The organism is Flavobacterium sp., from assembly GCF_036741995.1.
In the GTDB taxonomy this organism is placed as follows: Bacteria; Bacteroidota; Bacteroidia; order Flavobacteriales; family Flavobacteriaceae; genus Flavobacterium.
In genome coordinates, this window is sequence record NZ_DAINRG010000015.1 from 1 (window position 1) to 15,158 (window position 15,158).

General features: G+C 41.0%; 16 protein-coding genes and 1 tRNA gene. 11 read left to right on the forward strand and 6 right to left on the reverse strand.

The genetic code is table 11. The features are described from left to right. Together V7D82_RS06650 and V7D82_RS06655 are read left to right on the forward strand one after the other, a co-directional pair. On the forward strand, window positions 1–522 hold a 522-nt coding region (locus V7D82_RS06650; RefSeq protein WP_333600196.1), incomplete at its 5' end, for a head GIN domain-containing protein. Between the two features lie 106 nt (window positions 523–628). Beyond that, a complete protein-coding gene (locus V7D82_RS06655; RefSeq protein ID WP_333600197.1) occupies window positions 629–1,468 on the forward strand; it encodes a GIN domain-containing protein in 840 nt (279 codons plus the stop codon). Between the two features lie 58 nt (window positions 1,469–1,526). Here V7D82_RS06655 and trxB read toward each other — a convergent pair whose 3' ends face one another. Together trxB and V7D82_RS06665 are read right to left on the reverse strand one after the other, a co-directional pair. Beyond that, complete coding sequence (gene trxB, locus V7D82_RS06660) at window positions 1,527–2,474, reverse strand: thioredoxin-disulfide reductase (RefSeq protein ID WP_333600198.1); 948 nt, start codon at window positions 2,472–2,474, stop codon at window positions 1,527–1,529. Window positions 2,475–2,971: 497 nt separating this feature from the next. Further along, window positions 2,972–3,046: transfer RNA gene (locus V7D82_RS06665), tRNA-Pro, on the reverse strand. Between the two features lie 143 nt (window positions 3,047–3,189). Here V7D82_RS06665 and udk point away from each other — a divergent pair. The 5 genes from udk to V7D82_RS06690 are packed head-to-tail and all read left to right on the forward strand — an operon-like array spanning window position 3,190 to window position 9,146. After that, window positions 3,190–3,798 carry a uridine kinase gene (gene udk, locus V7D82_RS06670; RefSeq protein WP_333600199.1) on the forward strand — a complete coding sequence of 203 codons (609 nt, stop codon included), beginning with the start codon at window positions 3,190–3,192 and terminating at the stop codon, window positions 3,796–3,798. A 3-nt stretch (window positions 3,799–3,801) separates the two neighbouring features. Further along, the gene (locus V7D82_RS06675; RefSeq protein ID WP_333600200.1) at window positions 3,802–4,155 is read left to right on the forward strand and encodes an FtsB family cell division protein; all 354 of its coding nucleotides are present in this window, start codon (window positions 3,802–3,804) and stop codon (window positions 4,153–4,155) included. A 9-nt stretch (window positions 4,156–4,164) separates the two neighbouring features. Beyond that, the gene (locus V7D82_RS06680) at window positions 4,165–5,523 is read left to right on the forward strand and encodes a methylmalonyl-CoA mutase subunit beta (protein WP_333600201.1); all 1,359 of its coding nucleotides are present in this window, start codon (window positions 4,165–4,167) and stop codon (window positions 5,521–5,523) included. 44 nt (window positions 5,524–5,567) lie between these two features. Then, a complete protein-coding gene (gene scpA / locus V7D82_RS06685; RefSeq protein ID WP_333600202.1) occupies window positions 5,568–7,691 on the forward strand; it encodes a methylmalonyl-CoA mutase in 2,124 nt (707 codons plus the stop codon). Further along, complete coding sequence (locus V7D82_RS06690) at window positions 7,692–9,146, forward strand: FAD-dependent oxidoreductase (protein WP_333600203.1); 1,455 nt, start codon at window positions 7,692–7,694, stop codon at window positions 9,144–9,146. Window positions 9,147–9,235: 89 nt separating this feature from the next. Here V7D82_RS06690 and V7D82_RS06695 read toward each other — a convergent pair whose 3' ends face one another. From V7D82_RS06695 to V7D82_RS06705, 3 genes are all read right to left on the reverse strand, one after another. Next, window positions 9,236–9,556 (reverse strand): panthothenate synthetase, encoded by a 321-nt coding sequence (locus tag V7D82_RS06695; protein WP_333600204.1) that lies wholly within the window; start codon window positions 9,554–9,556, stop codon window positions 9,236–9,238. Window positions 9,557–9,762: 206 nt separating this feature from the next. Further along, complete coding sequence (locus tag V7D82_RS06700; protein ID WP_333600205.1) at window positions 9,763–11,742, reverse strand: DUF2075 domain-containing protein; 1,980 nt, start codon at window positions 11,740–11,742, stop codon at window positions 9,763–9,765. Next, window positions 11,735–11,941 carry a helix-turn-helix domain-containing protein gene (locus tag V7D82_RS06705; protein ID WP_333600206.1) on the reverse strand — a complete coding sequence of 69 codons (207 nt, stop codon included), beginning with the start codon at window positions 11,939–11,941 and terminating at the stop codon, window positions 11,735–11,737. Before V7D82_RS06705 ends, V7D82_RS06700 begins: the two co-directional genes overlap by 8 nt. A 210-nt stretch (window positions 11,942–12,151) precedes the next feature. Here V7D82_RS06705 and V7D82_RS06710 point away from each other — a divergent pair, with 210 nt between their 5' ends. After that, window positions 12,152–12,334: a hypothetical protein gene (locus V7D82_RS06710; RefSeq protein ID WP_333600207.1), complete on the forward strand. Its 183-nt coding sequence runs from the start codon at window positions 12,152–12,154 to the stop codon at window positions 12,332–12,334. Window positions 12,335–12,352: 18 nt separating this feature from the next. On the opposite strand, the gene V7D82_RS06715 is transcribed toward V7D82_RS06710, so the two are convergent. Then, window positions 12,353–12,736 (reverse strand): HU family DNA-binding protein, encoded by a 384-nt coding sequence (locus V7D82_RS06715; RefSeq protein ID WP_333600208.1) that lies wholly within the window; start codon window positions 12,734–12,736, stop codon window positions 12,353–12,355. Between the two features lie 407 nt (window positions 12,737–13,143). On the opposite strand from V7D82_RS06715, the gene V7D82_RS06720 reads away from it, so the two are divergent. The 3 genes from V7D82_RS06720 (at window position 13,144) to V7D82_RS06730 (ending at window position 15,109) form a co-directional block, all read left to right on the forward strand. Then, window positions 13,144–13,647, forward strand: a complete 504-nt coding sequence (locus tag V7D82_RS06720) for a YybH family protein (RefSeq protein WP_333600209.1) — start codon at window positions 13,144–13,146, stop codon at window positions 13,645–13,647. Window positions 13,648–13,745: 98 nt separating this feature from the next. Continuing rightward, a complete protein-coding gene (locus V7D82_RS06725; protein ID WP_333600210.1) occupies window positions 13,746–13,940 on the forward strand; it encodes a DUF4287 domain-containing protein in 195 nt (64 codons plus the stop codon). Window positions 13,941–13,981: 41 nt separating this feature from the next. After that, window positions 13,982–15,109 carry a methionine aminotransferase gene (locus V7D82_RS06730; RefSeq protein WP_333600211.1) on the forward strand — a complete coding sequence of 376 codons (1,128 nt, stop codon included), beginning with the start codon at window positions 13,982–13,984 and terminating at the stop codon, window positions 15,107–15,109. Window positions 15,110–15,158: the final 49 nt, after the last annotated feature.

Below are 15,158 nucleotides of genomic sequence, written 5' to 3' on the forward strand. Positions count from 1 at the left end.
GTAGAAGCCGACGACAATTTACAGGAACACATTACCACCAGAGTCGAAAACGGTATGCTTACCATCACTGCAGATGACGATATTAATGGTAATGCTACTAAAAACATCCACGTAAGATTGCCATCATTAAGTGCTATTGAAGTCAACGGTGGGTCTTCGGTTTCGTCCAAAAACACACTCAATGGTACCGATATTGTAGTCAAAACCAGCGGCGGCAGTGAGGCAGAACTTAGACTCGAATACGACAAAATTGACTGCGAAACTACCAGTGGCAGTTCCTTAAATCTGAAAGGAAAAGCACTCGAGTTAAAAACAGCCGCTTCCAGCGGAAGCAGTATAGAAGCACGGGATTTGTTAGTCAACGATGTCATTGCTGAAGCCAGTAGCGGTAGCTCCACCGAAGTGCATCCCGGCATTAGTTTAAACGCCAAAGCTTCCAGCGGAAGTTCAATAGATTATAATGGTTCGCCTAAAACCGTTTCCAAAGAAGAAAGTTCGGGCGGCAGCGTTTCGAAAGAATAAGTTAATAAAACATCTCAATTCTCATTGGGATGTTTTTTTTTCTATTTTTGACACTCGAGACCTTTGGGTCTAATTGTACGAAGTAAAACTAACTGTGCCAACCTCTATGAAAAAAATTATCCTACTGAGTTTTCTTTTCCTTACTGCAGTTTCTTTTGGTCAAAAGAAAGAAAAAGTAAAAGGATCCAAAATTGTTAAATTAGAACAAAAACAAGTCGAAAGCTTCGAAAGCATTGAAGTGGAAGACAATCTGGAAGTCTTTTTGGTAAAAGGAAACGAATGCGGTCTCGAAATTGAAGCCGATGATAATTTAATCGAATTGGTTGACTACAAAATCGCCGGCAATAACCTTAGAATATCCACATCCAAAGATTTATCCAGTTATAAAAAACTAAGTGTTCGGGTGACTTATACGGATAAATTCAATTTGGTCATAGCCAAAGACGAAACCAATGTAACGGCCTTATCCGATGTGACTTTGGACAATATTACCTTTAAAAGTTATGACTATGCTAAGTTGTTTTTGAATGCCAAAACCAAGAATTTCACTTTGATGGCCAACGATAAATCAAAAGTAGAATTAAACTTAAAATCGGAAAAAACAGCGATTGACATCAGCAAAAGCGCTTATGTTAAAGCGTTAATCTCTTCGGGCGAAATGCGATTTGATATGTACCAAAAATCATCCGCAGAAGTAGAAGGAGACGTCATCGATTTAAAACTCCGCTTAGACAACAACACTGATTTCCTTGGAAAAAAACTAACCGCGAAAAACGGAACTATAGAAACGGCAGGCTATTCCAAAAGCAGCATTACCGTGAGTAATATTGCCACTATAAATGCGTCGGGCAACAGTGAACTCGAATTGTATGGCGAGCCTGTAAAAATCGACTTAAAACATTTCGCCGACAGCGCGGTCATCCGGAAAAAACCAACAACCAAATAAAAATAAAAAATCCCGCCTTATTCAGGCGGGATTTTTTTATAGTATCCTTTTATAAAGATTAGTCTAAAGCAGCTAAATAACGTTCCGCATCCAAAGCCGCCATACAACCCGTTCCCGCAGCAGTAATTGCCTGACGGTACACGTGATCGGCAGCATCTCCGGCTACAAAAACACCGGCCACATTGGTTTTAGAAGTCCCTGGTACGTTAATGATATAACCGGTTTCGTCTAACGTAATGTAATCCGCAAAAATATCGGTATTCGGTTTGTGCCCAATTGCCACAAAGAATCCGGTTGCCGGAATCGTAATTTCTTCGCCGGTGGTTTTGTTCAACGCTTTTACTTCATTCACTACCTGTCCGTCACCAATAACCTCAACAGTATCGTGGTTCATAAGAATAGTGATATTTTCGGTTTTGCGAACGCGCTCTTCCATGATTTTGGAAGCTCTGAATTTTTCACTTCTTACCAGCATCGTTACTTTTTTACAAAGTTTCGATAAGTAATGGGCCTCTTCACAAGCCGAATCCCCTGCTCCTACTATGACTACTTCTTGGTTTCTGTAAAAGAATCCGTCACACACAGCACAGGCCGAAACACCGCCACCCATTTGCAAATAGTGTTGCTCGGAAGCTAACCCTAAATATTTAGCCGAAGCTCCGGTAGAAATAATTACGGTCTCTGCATGCAATTCAATCGCATCGTTAATCCAAACTTTATGCACAGGTCCCGAAAAATCTACTTTCGTTGCCCAACCGTCACGAATATCCGTACCAAAACGCTTGGCTTGTTCCTGCAGTTGCACCATCATTTCCGGTCCGGTAACCCCATCAGGATATCCCGGAAAATTCTCCACTTCGTTAGTCGTGGTTAATTGTCCACCCGGTTGTGTTCCCTGGTATAAAACGGGATTCATATTGGCTCTGGCCGCATAAATAGCAGCGGTATACCCCGCAGGCCCCGAACCTATAATAAGGCATTTGATTTTTTCTATAGTATCTGACATGATTTGAAGTTTAATTTGGGTGCAAATGTAAATCTTTTAAGTCGAAATTAAATTAGCCTGTCAATTGCTAAATGCAATTTGTGGATAAGATTATGTTATTGTTGAAAAAGTATCTGGAGCACAGCATTTTCTTATGCAGGACGAATCCTCCCGCTATCCGCACTACGTGGTAGTTTGCTCCTATCGGGGCTAGCGAGAACGTTCTTAATTCTTAGGATAAATGATTAGCAGGATTACTTTGTGATCCTGTAGTGGGCTCAATCACAAGCAAATCCTTTGGATGTTCCATCCAAACTATTTTTTATTTGGAAAAATAGCTCAAGCAAGCTTGGCTGTTTCTTAGGCAGGATTAAATATCCTGATTTAGGGCTCAATCACAAGTAAATCCTTTGGATGTTCCATCCAAACTATTTTTTATTTGGAAAAATAGCTCAAGCAAGCTTGGCTTTTTTTCCAAATAAAAAATCCTTTCTGTTTTCACAGAAAGGATTTACTCGTCGGGGTGGCAGGATTCGAACCTGCGGCCTCCTGCTCCCAAAGCAGGCGCGATAACCGGGCTACGCTACACCCCGAAAACGAGGGGCAAATATACCACTAAAAATTAGGAATCAAAATATTTTTTAAAGTTTTATTCTTTTTCAACATTTTATCAAAAACGAAATTCTCTTTCGATATAATTTCTATTTTTGTTGGATATAAAACTAACACAACTATTATGCTTATTATTGGAATTGCGGGGGGAACAGGAAGCGGAAAAACGACTGTCGTTCACCAAATTATGAACGAATTACCCAAAACTGAAGTGGGTGTATTATCTCAGGATTCCTATTACAAAGAAAACAACAATTTAAGTTTTGAAGAAAGAGCCTTAGTCAATTTTGACCATCCTCGAGCCATCGATTTTGATCTTTTGGTACAACACCTGAAAGATTTGAAGGAAGGAAAAACCATCGAACAGCCCGTATATTCTTTCATTACACACAACCGAACCGACGATACCATCGTTACCCATCCGCGAAAAGTAATCATAGTAGAAGGGATTTTAATTCTAACCAATCCGGAACTACGCGATTTATTCGATGTCAAAATATTTGTACATGCCGATTCAGACGAACGTCTAATCCGAAGATTAAAAAGAGACATCGCCGAGCGTGGCCGTGATATGGAAGAGGTGTTGAACCGTTATCAAACGACGTTAAAACCCATGCACCAACAATTCATCGAACCTACTAAAGCCTTTGCCGATATCATCATCCCGAATGACAAATACAATACGGTGGCCATTGATGTGGTAAGAGCTGTAATCAACCAAAGAATTACCTAATACATGAGTTACTTTAAAAACCTGACCGATGCCTATCCTATCCTCAAAATCCTGGGGAACCGCTACGTTATCGTGTTGGTTTTTTTTACCGTTTGGATGCTGTTCCTAGACAATACTTCCTATATGGAACACCGCATACTAAACAAACAACTCAACGAACTCGAAGACAATAAAAAATACTATCAGGACGAGATTAAAAAAGATGAGGAAAATATCAAACTCCTCAAAAATCCTGACCAGATTGAAAAATACGCCCGCGAGAAATACTATATGAAACGCGACAGCGAAGACATCTACATCATTGAATTTGAAGGCGACTCCATCAAAGAAGAGCAATCCAGTTCAAAATCTTTATAAGACAACATCATGGGGGAACATTTATTTAATGGGTTCGAACCCGTTTCATCCAAACAATGGAAACAGCAAATTCAGTACGAACTCAAAGGCGCTGATTACAATGACACTTTGGTTTGGGAATCTCCCGAAGGCATCAAAGTTAAGCCGTTTTACCATGGCGATGAAGACACCACTAGATTAGGCATCAACACTCCTGAGAAAGCGTTCTCGATACTGCAAAACATCTTTGTACACGATGTTAAAAAATCAAACGAACGCGCTTTAGACACCTTAAACCGCGGTGCCGAAAGCATCCGTTTTACTATTGAAAACGAATCGGTTTCCCTAGAAGAATTAATGCAGGGGCTTCCGTTGGAAGACACGGCGTATTTTTTTTATTTGCCGTTCCTCGCTATCGATTTCGTTGCCAAAATCAATGATTTTACTTCAAAAAACAACGCCAACATTACCATCCAAATCGATCCAATCGGACAGTTAGTAAAAGACGGCAACTGGTTTGACAACTTAGACAAAGACTTTGACAAACTGAACAATATTGCTTCCAAAACAGCCATTCCATTTCTAACCATAAGTTCAGGAATTTACCAAAATGCCGGCGCCAATATGGTACAGCAATTGGCCTATACCTTGGCGCATGTCAATGACTATTTCAACCGAATTAAAGTTGTAAACCAACCGATAACCATTGAAGTGGCTGTGGGTACCAATTACTTTTTTGAGATTGCCAAATTAAGAGCATTGCGATTATTATTTAATACGTTGGCCAGGGAATACAACCACACTTTGGATTGTCATATCATTGTGACGCCCACCAAACGCAACAAAACGCTTTACGATTACAACGTCAACATGCTGCGCACGACCACAGAATGCATGAGTGCTATTTTGGGCGGTGCCAATGCGGTGGCGAATTTGCCTTATGATGCTTTATATCATAAAGACAATGAATTTGGTGATAGAATTGCGCGTAACCAATTATTGGTTTTAAAACACGAAAGTTATTTCGATAAAGTAAATAATCCGGCGGATGGTGCTTATTATATAGAATCTCTGACCGAGCAATTAGCCGAAAAAGCCTTGCTTTTGTTCAAGGAAATAGAAGAAAAAGGCGGATTGATTACGCAATTGATTGAAGGAAATATTCAAAAGAAAATCAGCGAAAGCGCCGCCAAAGAACAAGAACTCTTTGATAGTGGGAAAGAAGTTTTATTGGGCACCAACAAGTATCCCAACAAGAATGACAAGATGAAAGGCGATTTAGAATTGTATCCATTCCTCAAACAAAATCCCCGCAAAACGTTGATCACGCCGGTCATCGAAAAACGGTTAGCTGAAAAGTTAGAGCAGGAACGACTAGCACAAGAATAAAACCTTAGCACCTTAGTTCCTCAGAACCTTAGCACCTTTACAAAATGAGAAAAAACATTCAACATATAACGTTAGAAGAACAAAGTACGAAGTACAAAGTTTCTGAAAAGGAAAGCTTCCAAACCGCTGAAGACATCCAACTCAAACCCATCTATACTGAACAAGATTTAGAAGGGTTGGAACACTTGGGTTTTGGAGCGGGCTTTGCCCCTAACCTTCGCGGGCCTTACGCTACCATGTATGTGCGCCGCCCGTGGACGATCCGCCAATATGCCGGTTTCTCCACCGCTGAAGAAAGTAATGCTTTCTACCGCAGAAACTTAGCCGCCGGGCAAAAAGGATTATCCGTAGCGTTCGATTTGGCTACGCACAGAGGGTATGATTCCGATCACGAAAGAGTGGTTGGTGATGTTGGAAAAGCTGGAGTAGCCATCGATTCAGTCGAAGACATGAAAGTCTTATTCGACCAGATTCCGTTAGATGAAATGTCAGTTTCCATGACGATGAACGGTGCCGTATTGCCGATTATGGCGTTTTACATAGTAGCGGCCGAAGAACAAGGAGTCGCAGCCGAATTACTCTCCGGAACCATCCAAAATGACATCCTAAAAGAGTTCATGGTGCGAAATACCTACATCTATCCACCTACGCCTTCGATGAAAATCATTGCCGATATTTTTGAATATACCAGCAAAAAAATGCCGAAGTTCAACTCCATTTCCATCTCGGGCTACCACATGCAGGAAGCCGGAGCTACCGCCGATATTGAGTTGGCCTACACTTTGGCCGATGGCTTAGAATATATAAGAACCGGTTTAGCGACTGGAATGAAAATAGACGAGTTCGCACCCCGCCTATCGTTCTTTTGGGCGATTGGCATGAATCATTTTATGGAAATCGCCAAGATGCGTGCCGGAAGAATGTTGTGGGCCAAACTCTTAAAGCAATTCCATCCGAAAGACGAAAAATCTCTAGCGCTAAGAACCCATTGCCAAACCTCGGGCTGGAGTTTAACCGAACAGGATCCGTTCAACAACGTGGCACGTACGGCTATCGAAGCTGCTGCTGCTGCTTTTGGCGGAACACAATCATTACACACGAATGCCTTAGACGAAGCCATCGCATTGCCCACCGATTTCTCAGCACGCATTGCCCGTAACACCCAGATATTTTTACAGGAAGAGACCAAAATCTGCAAAACCGTCGACCCATGGGCCGGCAGTTATTATGTAGAAAGTCTGACCAAGGAAATAGCCGATAAAGCCTGGGCTTTGATTGAAGAAGTGGAAAGCCTTGGCGGAATGACCAAAGCCATCGAAGCCGGCATTCCGAAATTAAGAATTGAAGAAGCTGCCGCGCGCAAACAGGCGCGTATCGACAGCTCACAAGATATCATTGTAGGGGTCAACCAATACCGTTTAGACAAAGAAGATCCCTTGCACATTTTGGATGTCGATAACCAAATGGTGCGCAAACAACAAATCGAACAATTACAGCATATTAAAGCCACGCGGAACAACGATAAAGTGAAAGCCTGTTTGGCAAAATTAACCGACTGTGCTAAAAACGGCAATGATAATTTACTATCTTTAGCCGTAGAAGCAGCCCGAAACCGAGCCACACTGGGTGAAATCAGTGAGGCATTAGAAGTGGTTTTCGGTCGCTATAAAGCACAAATCAGAAGTTTCAGCGGCGTGTACAGTAAAGAAATCAAAAACGATCAAAGCTTTGAAAAAGCCAAACAATTAGCCGACGCTTTCGCCAAGAAAGAAGGCCGTCGCCCCCGTATCATGATTGCCAAAATGGGTCAGGACGGACACGACCGTGGCGCTAAAGTAGTTGCCACCGGTTATGCTGATGTTGGTTTTGATGTGGATATTGGACCACTATTCCAAACCCCTGCTGAAGCCGCCAAACAAGCCGTCGAAAATGACGTACACATCTTAGGCGTTTCCTCTTTAGCTGCCGGACATAAAACACTCGTTCCCCAAGTAATAGAAGAACTAAAAAAATACGGTCGCGAAGACATTATGGTCATCGTAGGTGGCGTTATTCCGGCACAGGACTACCAATTCTTGTTTGATGCCGGAGCCGTTGCTGTCTTTGGTCCCGGGACTAAGATTAGCGAAGCCGCAATAACTATCCTTGAGGTACTGTTAGAAGAGTAAGTGAAAAAGGAAGAAAATATAAAAGCCAGCTGGACTACCTGTCGGGAATGCCAGGGACTTGGCAAAAAAAGCCGCCGCCTTCGAAAGAAAGTCCGGCTCGAATTTCAGGCAGCCCTAGAACAATTTGAAAAAACGAAGGGCGAAGGAGCAGCACCCGTTCTGCCCAAACCCCATTTAGATGCCTGCCTCACCTGTTCCGGATCGGGACTGCTGGCGGCTGCAGAGCCTCCTGTTGCCGATACTGAAAACTACCCACACGTGGCCATTATTGGAGCTGGTATAGGTGGCGTAGCGCTAGCCGTTGCCTGTTTACACCGCGGCATCCCTTTTACCCTTTACGAACGCGATAACAGCTTCGATGCCCGAACCCAAGGCTATGGTCTCACGCTGCAGCAAGCCAGTAAAGCCATTGCCGGATTGGGTATTTTTTCGTTGAACGAAGGTGTGGTATCAACAAGACACCTAGTCCATACCCCCGAAGGAAAAGTAATTGGGGAATGGGGCATGAGAAAGTGGCTGTCCTCCCATTCAGAAAAGCCCCTGAAACGCAGAAATATCCATATCGCACGGCAGTCGTTGCGCAGGGCATTGCTGGAACAACTCGGCGGACATGAAAAGATACAATGGGGCCATCAATTAACCGGTTTTAAAGAATGTGAAGACGAAGGTGTTTCCCTAAACTTTCAAGTGAATGGCCAGATGAAAACGGCCAAGGCCGACCTCGTGGTGGGTGCCGATGGCATTCGCAGTGCGTTGCGCAGCCTGTTGCTTGGAGAAGACATTAGCCCTTTGCGCTACCTCGGGTGTATGGTTATCTTAGGGATTTGCCCTTTGGCAGCTCTTGAAGGTCATAACAGTCCTTTACTCGATTCAGCTACGGTATTCCAAACGGCTAATGGCCATGAGCGTATCTATATAATGCCTTATGCGTCTGACTCCGTAATGTGGCAACTTAGCTACCCCATACCGGAAAAGGAGGCGAAAGCGCTGAGTGCTAAGGGCGTGCAGGCTCTCAAACAGGAAGCCAGCCGCAGAACCCAATGGCACCATCCCATTCCTCAAATTGTGGCTGCCACTCCGGAAACACACCTATCCGGCTATCCGGTGTACGACAGGGCATTACTCGAGGCAGCCTGGCTGGAGAAAAGTGGTGCCTGCATCCTGATTGGAGATGCCGCCCATCCTATGAGCCCGTTCAAAGGACAAGGGGCAAACCAGGCATTACTGGATGCACTCGCGCTGGCTAGGGCCATAGCCAAAGAATGCAAACCTTCATCTCCATGGAGAAAAGCCGGCGTGCGAAAAAGTATATTAACTGGGTTTGAATCAGAAATGGTAGCGCGCTCTGCCGTCAAAGTGAAAGAATCGGAAGCCGCGGCACAGTTCTTACATACTGAAATGGTACTCCTTGAAGGGGATGCACCCAGAGGACGTTGTTTACAAAGCCGCGATTAGTATTTTAGAAGTGTTACTGCAAGACTAAATCAAAAAGTTACTACATATAAAGAACCACTTCTGTTTAGGAAGTGGTTTTCTGTTTTTTTTTAGTTTTGTAATACCGACACATCTTGCCACTTTTCGGCAATTTTAGTGAGGTTAGCGTTTTGTAAATCATCCGGAGTCATCGCGATTCGGAATTCGCAATGCGCTTCAAAATTCAAAAACCAAGGTTCAGCGATACTAGGTATCGCACTGGCATTAGGAACCTCGACTACCAAAACGGCACCGCGGTTTCCATCCTGTTCGGAAAAATAAATACTTTCGGGTTTAATTTCCTCAACGATACGACCGATTACAAGACCAGCAGTACCATTTCTTACCATTGAGTTAAATGGCTCAATAGGAAGAACAACGTTTACTAACATTTTCATCACAATTGAATTTAAAAATTAATGATGCTAAAGGTACAAAATAGCATCACTAAGCATTGTTTTTTAACCTATTAGTTATCAACCGGTTTAGATGGAAAAAATATTGATAATTAAATGTTTATAAGACCTCCTTGCCGTCATGGCGAGGTACGAAATAAGCTAACACTTAACAATACATCGCCCATTTTTTAATGGTTTTATTATATCTCTTCAATTCCAATGGATTTAAAAAATTCAAAAGTGCCGTCATACATAAACGATGGTCTAGTTAAATCTTCATTATTGCCATTAGGAATATAGATTACCAATCCCTGTCTTGCACGAGTTAATAGAACTCTATAAGAATTAATCAAGTACTGTACTCTTTCAGAATTGTTGTTATTCTTCCATGTTGTTCCAGTAAATTTTTTATAATTCCATTGATGATTATGATGATGTAAATCTCCATCCCAAGCGACACAAGTCCAATCTAGTTCTAGTCCTTGAATATCAAATTCAGTAGCAACCTCTTCTAAAAAAGATGATGAACGAATATCTTCTCGCGCATTGAGAAACCAGATTGGCGCATCAATTTTAGCCTTTACATTCAATCCAAATGGTCTTAATCGTACGGCGCCGGAAGATGCTACAATTCCAGTTCTTTCATTCCCCCTAACCATTGTATTCAACCAATTTTTAGCCTTATCTAAATCACGGGTGATTTTAATTGGATAATCTCTTTTAATAAATTCTAAATAAATGCTTTTGGCTTTTGATATATCATTATTAATAACCTCTTGAATAAAGTTTGATAACTGAGCACTTCTAAAAGACCTCAATGAAACGGACAAATGCAATTCATCCTTTTTCTCTGCATTTCTACTTTTTAATATTACTAAAGCTTTATCGTCTTTAATATAATTATGGTCTTCAACTATTTTAGTCGAATAATAAATATCCCAATCATCAAATTTATTTTCAAATGGTCTTATCCATTCTTCAAGTCCTGCTTCTCCAGTATTTATTTCCTGTCCACCACCAATTAAACAAACAATTGTACACCAATCTTTATGCCTATCCATAACCTCAATAAGGAATTCAGGTTCTGATTTATTAAATTCGGAATTTCCTTTATTTCTCTTCATAAAACTCGAGGCCTGCTCTTTAGTCCAAGCTCTTTGAGCTTCGTCAAAGATTGTTACCTTTTCAATTGGTGCCTTGCTATCTTGCAAAGAAGCATCTCTAAAATGATGGATATTTTGAATAAATGATTTTACTTGAGATTTTGCATTTTCTTTTGAAAGTACTTCCTCATTTTCTTTTGCCGTTTTAACTTTATCTCTTGCTAATGCTTCTCTTAATACATCAACCAATGGTCCATTTCCCGAAAGAAAAACAGCATGTTCTTCTTTTTCATAATTGGAACGTTGATTTGCGATGTTCAATCCAGCCAAAGTTTTACCTGCACCCGGAACACCAGTTATAAAGCAGATTGCTTTCCTTTGATTATGTTTTGAAAAATCAATTATATCTGAAATACAATTAGAAGTTACTGATAAGTTTTCTGCTCCAGAATCACTTCTAGAAATTTCTAAAACATTGTGTTTTTTGTATAAAGCTGTGGCTGCTTCGATGATTGTTGGAGTTGGCTTATATATTGATTCTTCCCAAGACTTCACATCTATTTTATCAGCAGATTTAAAATGTTGAAGTGAAGTTTCAATTATCTTTTGAAGATTATGTGAATTTGCATAAATCGTTTCGTGCAAATTATCTATGCTTTTTGACAAAGTATTAAGAGTTGATGGTGCTCTATCAGCTATTAATATTGGTATAATATTTTGATTATGACTCCCTTCGTGAAAATTATTCAAATCCAATCCGTAATCAAAGGCCTGATCTTTGGCATATTTATCATATACTTCAGAGCCTATTTTAAATTCCAAGACAAAAATACAGTTATCAATAATTAAGATATTATCAACTCTCTTACCCATTCTTGGAATGGTGAATTCAAAATAGACTTTCCCCTTTAAAGAGAATAAGGTTTGCTTCAAAATTTCAACTTGCTTTTTCCAGGCATTAGCTTGTTGAATAGTCAATTTATTTAAATCATAATTTCCAGAGATTTTACCATAAACTGCATCACTATTCTCAATAAGAAAATCAGTAATAGAACTGGCATAATAAGCCCTATTCATCGAATAAGTCCTTTACTTTAACATCTAAGGCCTTCGCTAATTTTTCAACAACCTCTATTGAAACATTTCTTTCTCCTTTCTCAATTGTTGGAAGATAGGTTCTGTCTATCTCAGCCAAGTTGGCGAGTTTTTCTTGAGATAAACCTTTTTGTTTTCGCAACTCTTTTATTTTGAGCCCTAATCTTTGTTTAATATCCATGTTAACAAAAGTTGTTAAATGTAGACTATTAAACAACGGAGTATAGTCCGGTTTTTATTATATTCGAATATAATTCAATATATGAATCCTGATTTCAAGTATTGGAATCTTATTGAAAAATAATACCCAAACTATTATCAATGTTACAATATACTATTGAGTGAGATTTTCGTACCTTAGTAAGCCTAAAACCCTTTCAGTCAAACCATCATGCCCACTGTAAAAAATACCGTGCCCATTGTACTCATCATCCTGACGGGTATTGCGGTGTATTCCCTGATGCGCAGTAAAAAACTTAAAAACTGGCGGCATCATATCATTACACCCGCCATGAAAACATTGAAGATGAAGACCATCATGAATCGGGAATACAAAAGAACCGTGGGGCAGTAAACTATAGATTCATATTCACTATCGCATCCGTTTAAACGTAATCGTCTTTAAATCGCGCTTTAAGGACGCAGCCGGTCTATAGACAATTCGGGTGTCTTTGATGGTCGACTTGCCTAAGGCCTCAGGATCATCGGCGGCGGTGCCCTGCAGCGTGAGCTGGAAAGTGCCCAGGTTGTCAATTCTTACAATCTGCCCTTGCTTTAATGCATATGAGATAGCCTCGGTTAAGGCCATAATGACCCCATAACAATCGGCCCGGCTCATCGTAGAACTGTCGGCAATAAACGAGGCCAACATGTCTAAATTGGTTTCCCCCTGATGCACGGCACAAGGGTAATATTTAACTTCGGGAGGTGAGACCAAATTGTTTTGTTTGGCTACCATTTTGAACTGTACTGCCATAAGAATCGATTTATTTAGGATTACTTTTTTACTTCATCAGGTACAAAAATTGCGTCCAACCGCATCACTTTTTAAACTAATGTATAACAATTTATTCATTTCTGTACAGAAGTTAGTATATTTCCGTACGGAACTTAAGTCATTTCCGTACGGAAGTTGAATGATTTCCGTACAGAAATTAAAAAACCCTTCGGGAACAGTTTATTTTACTGACCTGAGCGGGATGTTTTATAATCAGGAAAAAATGAATACCTAATCGTCTTAAACAACAAACCATCAACTAACCGCGTGCTGTTTCTATATTTACCCGTGCAGTAGTACTGATTTCCAAGAATTTATCCTTATATTTAACAACCCTTAATCTTGTGGAGTAACCTAAAATTACTAATCATTAAACCAATAATTTTATGAAAAACAAGATTGTAACCGGGATTGCTTTAGGGATTATTACTACGCTGGTAATGGCCTGTAATCCAAAAAAAGAAGAAGCTCCTGCGGCACCCGCAGTAGACAATGACAAAATCAAAGCCGAATTACAAACCATGGAAACTGCTTTTGCTGACGCCATGAACTCTGGCAAACCGGAAACCATAGTGTATTATGCAGAGGATGCCACCAGCTATGACCAAAACATGGCGCCACTCGTAGGCAAAGCAGCCATTGATGCCCAGTTATTGGATCGTTCAAAAAAGACGTCCAAAGGAACCAAAGTAACCTACAAGGCCAATGAAGTATTTCCTTCCAGTGACGGTAACCAAGTAGTAGAAATCGGAAGCTATACTGTGGTTGATTCAACCGGCGCAAAAACGTCCTCAGGCAACTACATGAGTCTGTTTGTAAAAAAAGACGGCAAGTACACCTGTATCCGTGACATGGGAGCATCCGACATGCCAAAAGAAGAAAAAAAATAAATTACAGCCACTTACTGATAAAAAGCACTTCACATCGAGGTGCTTTTTTTATCTTTGATATCCAAAGTAAAGCAACCATGAAAAAAGAATACTGGGACGTGTCCGACGAACAAGTCATCGAAAAAACCGGCAAGACCATAGACGAGTGGATTCAAATTCTCACCGCCTTTGATGCCAAAAACAAAAAGTCAAATGATGTGGTAGCCCATTTGCAAAACGAGTATCAGGTGCCACGGTATTGGGCCAGAACGCTCACTACTCTTTTCACCAAATCAGATGGCAGGGCCTTATAGCACCCACAAAAACCGTACTTTTAAATTCCTAAAATAAGCACATGTCCAAACTCCCACATATAGGCACCAGCATTTTTACCGTGATGTCGCAAATGGCAACCGAATACAACGCCATCAACCTCTCCCAAGGCTTCCCTAATTTTCCGGTGGATGAACGATTGACTTCCATACTGGCCCGTTTAACTAAAGAGAATGTGCATCAATATACCCCCATGGCGGGCTATCCCCCTTTGTTAGATAAAATCGCCAGACTCACGCAACAATCTTACCAAAGGACCGTCAATCCAAAAACCGAACTACTAATCACGGCCGGAGCCACCGAAGGAATTTTTGCCACCCTACAAGCCTTGGTCAACCCCAATGAAGAAGTCATTATTCTTGACCCTAGTTATGACTGTTACGAAGCCCCGATTTTATTGAGCAGTGCCAAACCTGTCAGAGTTGCACTAAACGATGATTTTACCCCCAATTGGGAAGCCATCAACAACGCAACAAACGAAAAAACCAAACTCATCATCACCAATAATCCGCACAATCCAACCGGGAAAAACTGGACGGAAAGCGACTTTCTGCAATTGGAAAAACTACTGGAAACCTTTCCAAACCTACTTGTGCTGTCGGATGAAGTATATGAATACATCACTTTTGAAACGCCACACATTTCAATACACCACCGCCCAAAACTATGGAACCGCAGCATCAGTGTGTCATCGTTTGGAAAATCCTTTCACATTACCGGCTGGAAAATTGGTTACGTAATCGCTCCCGAATACTTGATGACCGAAATCAAAAAAGTGCATCAGTTCTTGGTTTTTAGTGTCAACAGTATTGCACAAGTGGCCATTTCAGAGTATTTGGATATCGTTGATATTAAAAGCTTAGGTTCCTTTTACCAACAAAAAAGAGATTTTTTCAGAAGTTTATTAAAAGAAACCAAGCTGGAATTACTGCCTTGCGAAGGCACCTATTTTCAGGTGGCTTCCTATGCCAACATCTCCAACGAAAGTGATTTGGAGTTTACTAAAAGACTGGTCACCGAATTGGGTGTAGCCACCATTCCTATCTCTATTTTCTATGCCAATGGAAAAGACACCAAATGCATTCGTTTTTGTTTTGCCAAAGACGATGCCACGCTGACAGCCGCCGCCGAACGATTAAAAAAGCTATGATAACTGCGGTCTGTTTACTTGATGTCAACCTAGTTTTGGCCACCATCAC

Excerpts from the sequence above, each read along its gene's own strand:
- V7D82_RS06655 (WP_333600197.1), top strand. The coding sequence starts at position 629 with ATGAAAAAAATTATCCTACTGAGTTTTCTTTTCCTTACTGCAGTTTCT.
- trxB (WP_333600198.1), bottom strand. The coding sequence starts at position 2,474 with ATGTCAGATACTATAGAAAAAATCAAATGCCTTATTATAGGTTCGGGG.
- udk (WP_333600199.1), top strand. The coding sequence starts at position 3,190 with ATGCTTATTATTGGAATTGCGGGGGGAACAGGAAGCGGAAAAACGACT.
- V7D82_RS06675 (WP_333600200.1), top strand. The coding sequence starts at position 3,802 with ATGAGTTACTTTAAAAACCTGACCGATGCCTATCCTATCCTCAAAATC.
- V7D82_RS06680 (WP_333600201.1), top strand. The coding sequence starts at position 4,165 with ATGGGGGAACATTTATTTAATGGGTTCGAACCCGTTTCATCCAAACAA.
- scpA (WP_333600202.1), top strand. The coding sequence starts at position 5,568 with ATGAGAAAAAACATTCAACATATAACGTTAGAAGAACAAAGTACGAAG.
- V7D82_RS06695 (WP_333600204.1), bottom strand. The coding sequence starts at position 9,556 with ATGTTAGTAAACGTTGTTCTTCCTATTGAGCCATTTAACTCAATGGTA.
- V7D82_RS06700 (WP_333600205.1), bottom strand. The coding sequence starts at position 11,742 with ATGAATAGGGCTTATTATGCCAGTTCTATTACTGATTTTCTTATTGAG.
- V7D82_RS06705 (WP_333600206.1), bottom strand. The coding sequence starts at position 11,941 with ATGGATATTAAACAAAGATTAGGGCTCAAAATAAAAGAGTTGCGAAAA.
- V7D82_RS06710 (WP_333600207.1), top strand. The coding sequence starts at position 12,152 with ATGCCCACTGTAAAAAATACCGTGCCCATTGTACTCATCATCCTGACG.
- V7D82_RS06715 (WP_333600208.1), bottom strand. The coding sequence starts at position 12,736 with ATGGCAGTACAGTTCAAAATGGTAGCCAAACAAAACAATTTGGTCTCA.
- V7D82_RS06720 (WP_333600209.1), top strand. The coding sequence starts at position 13,144 with ATGAAAAACAAGATTGTAACCGGGATTGCTTTAGGGATTATTACTACG.
- V7D82_RS06730 (WP_333600211.1), top strand. The coding sequence starts at position 13,982 with ATGTCCAAACTCCCACATATAGGCACCAGCATTTTTACCGTGATGTCG.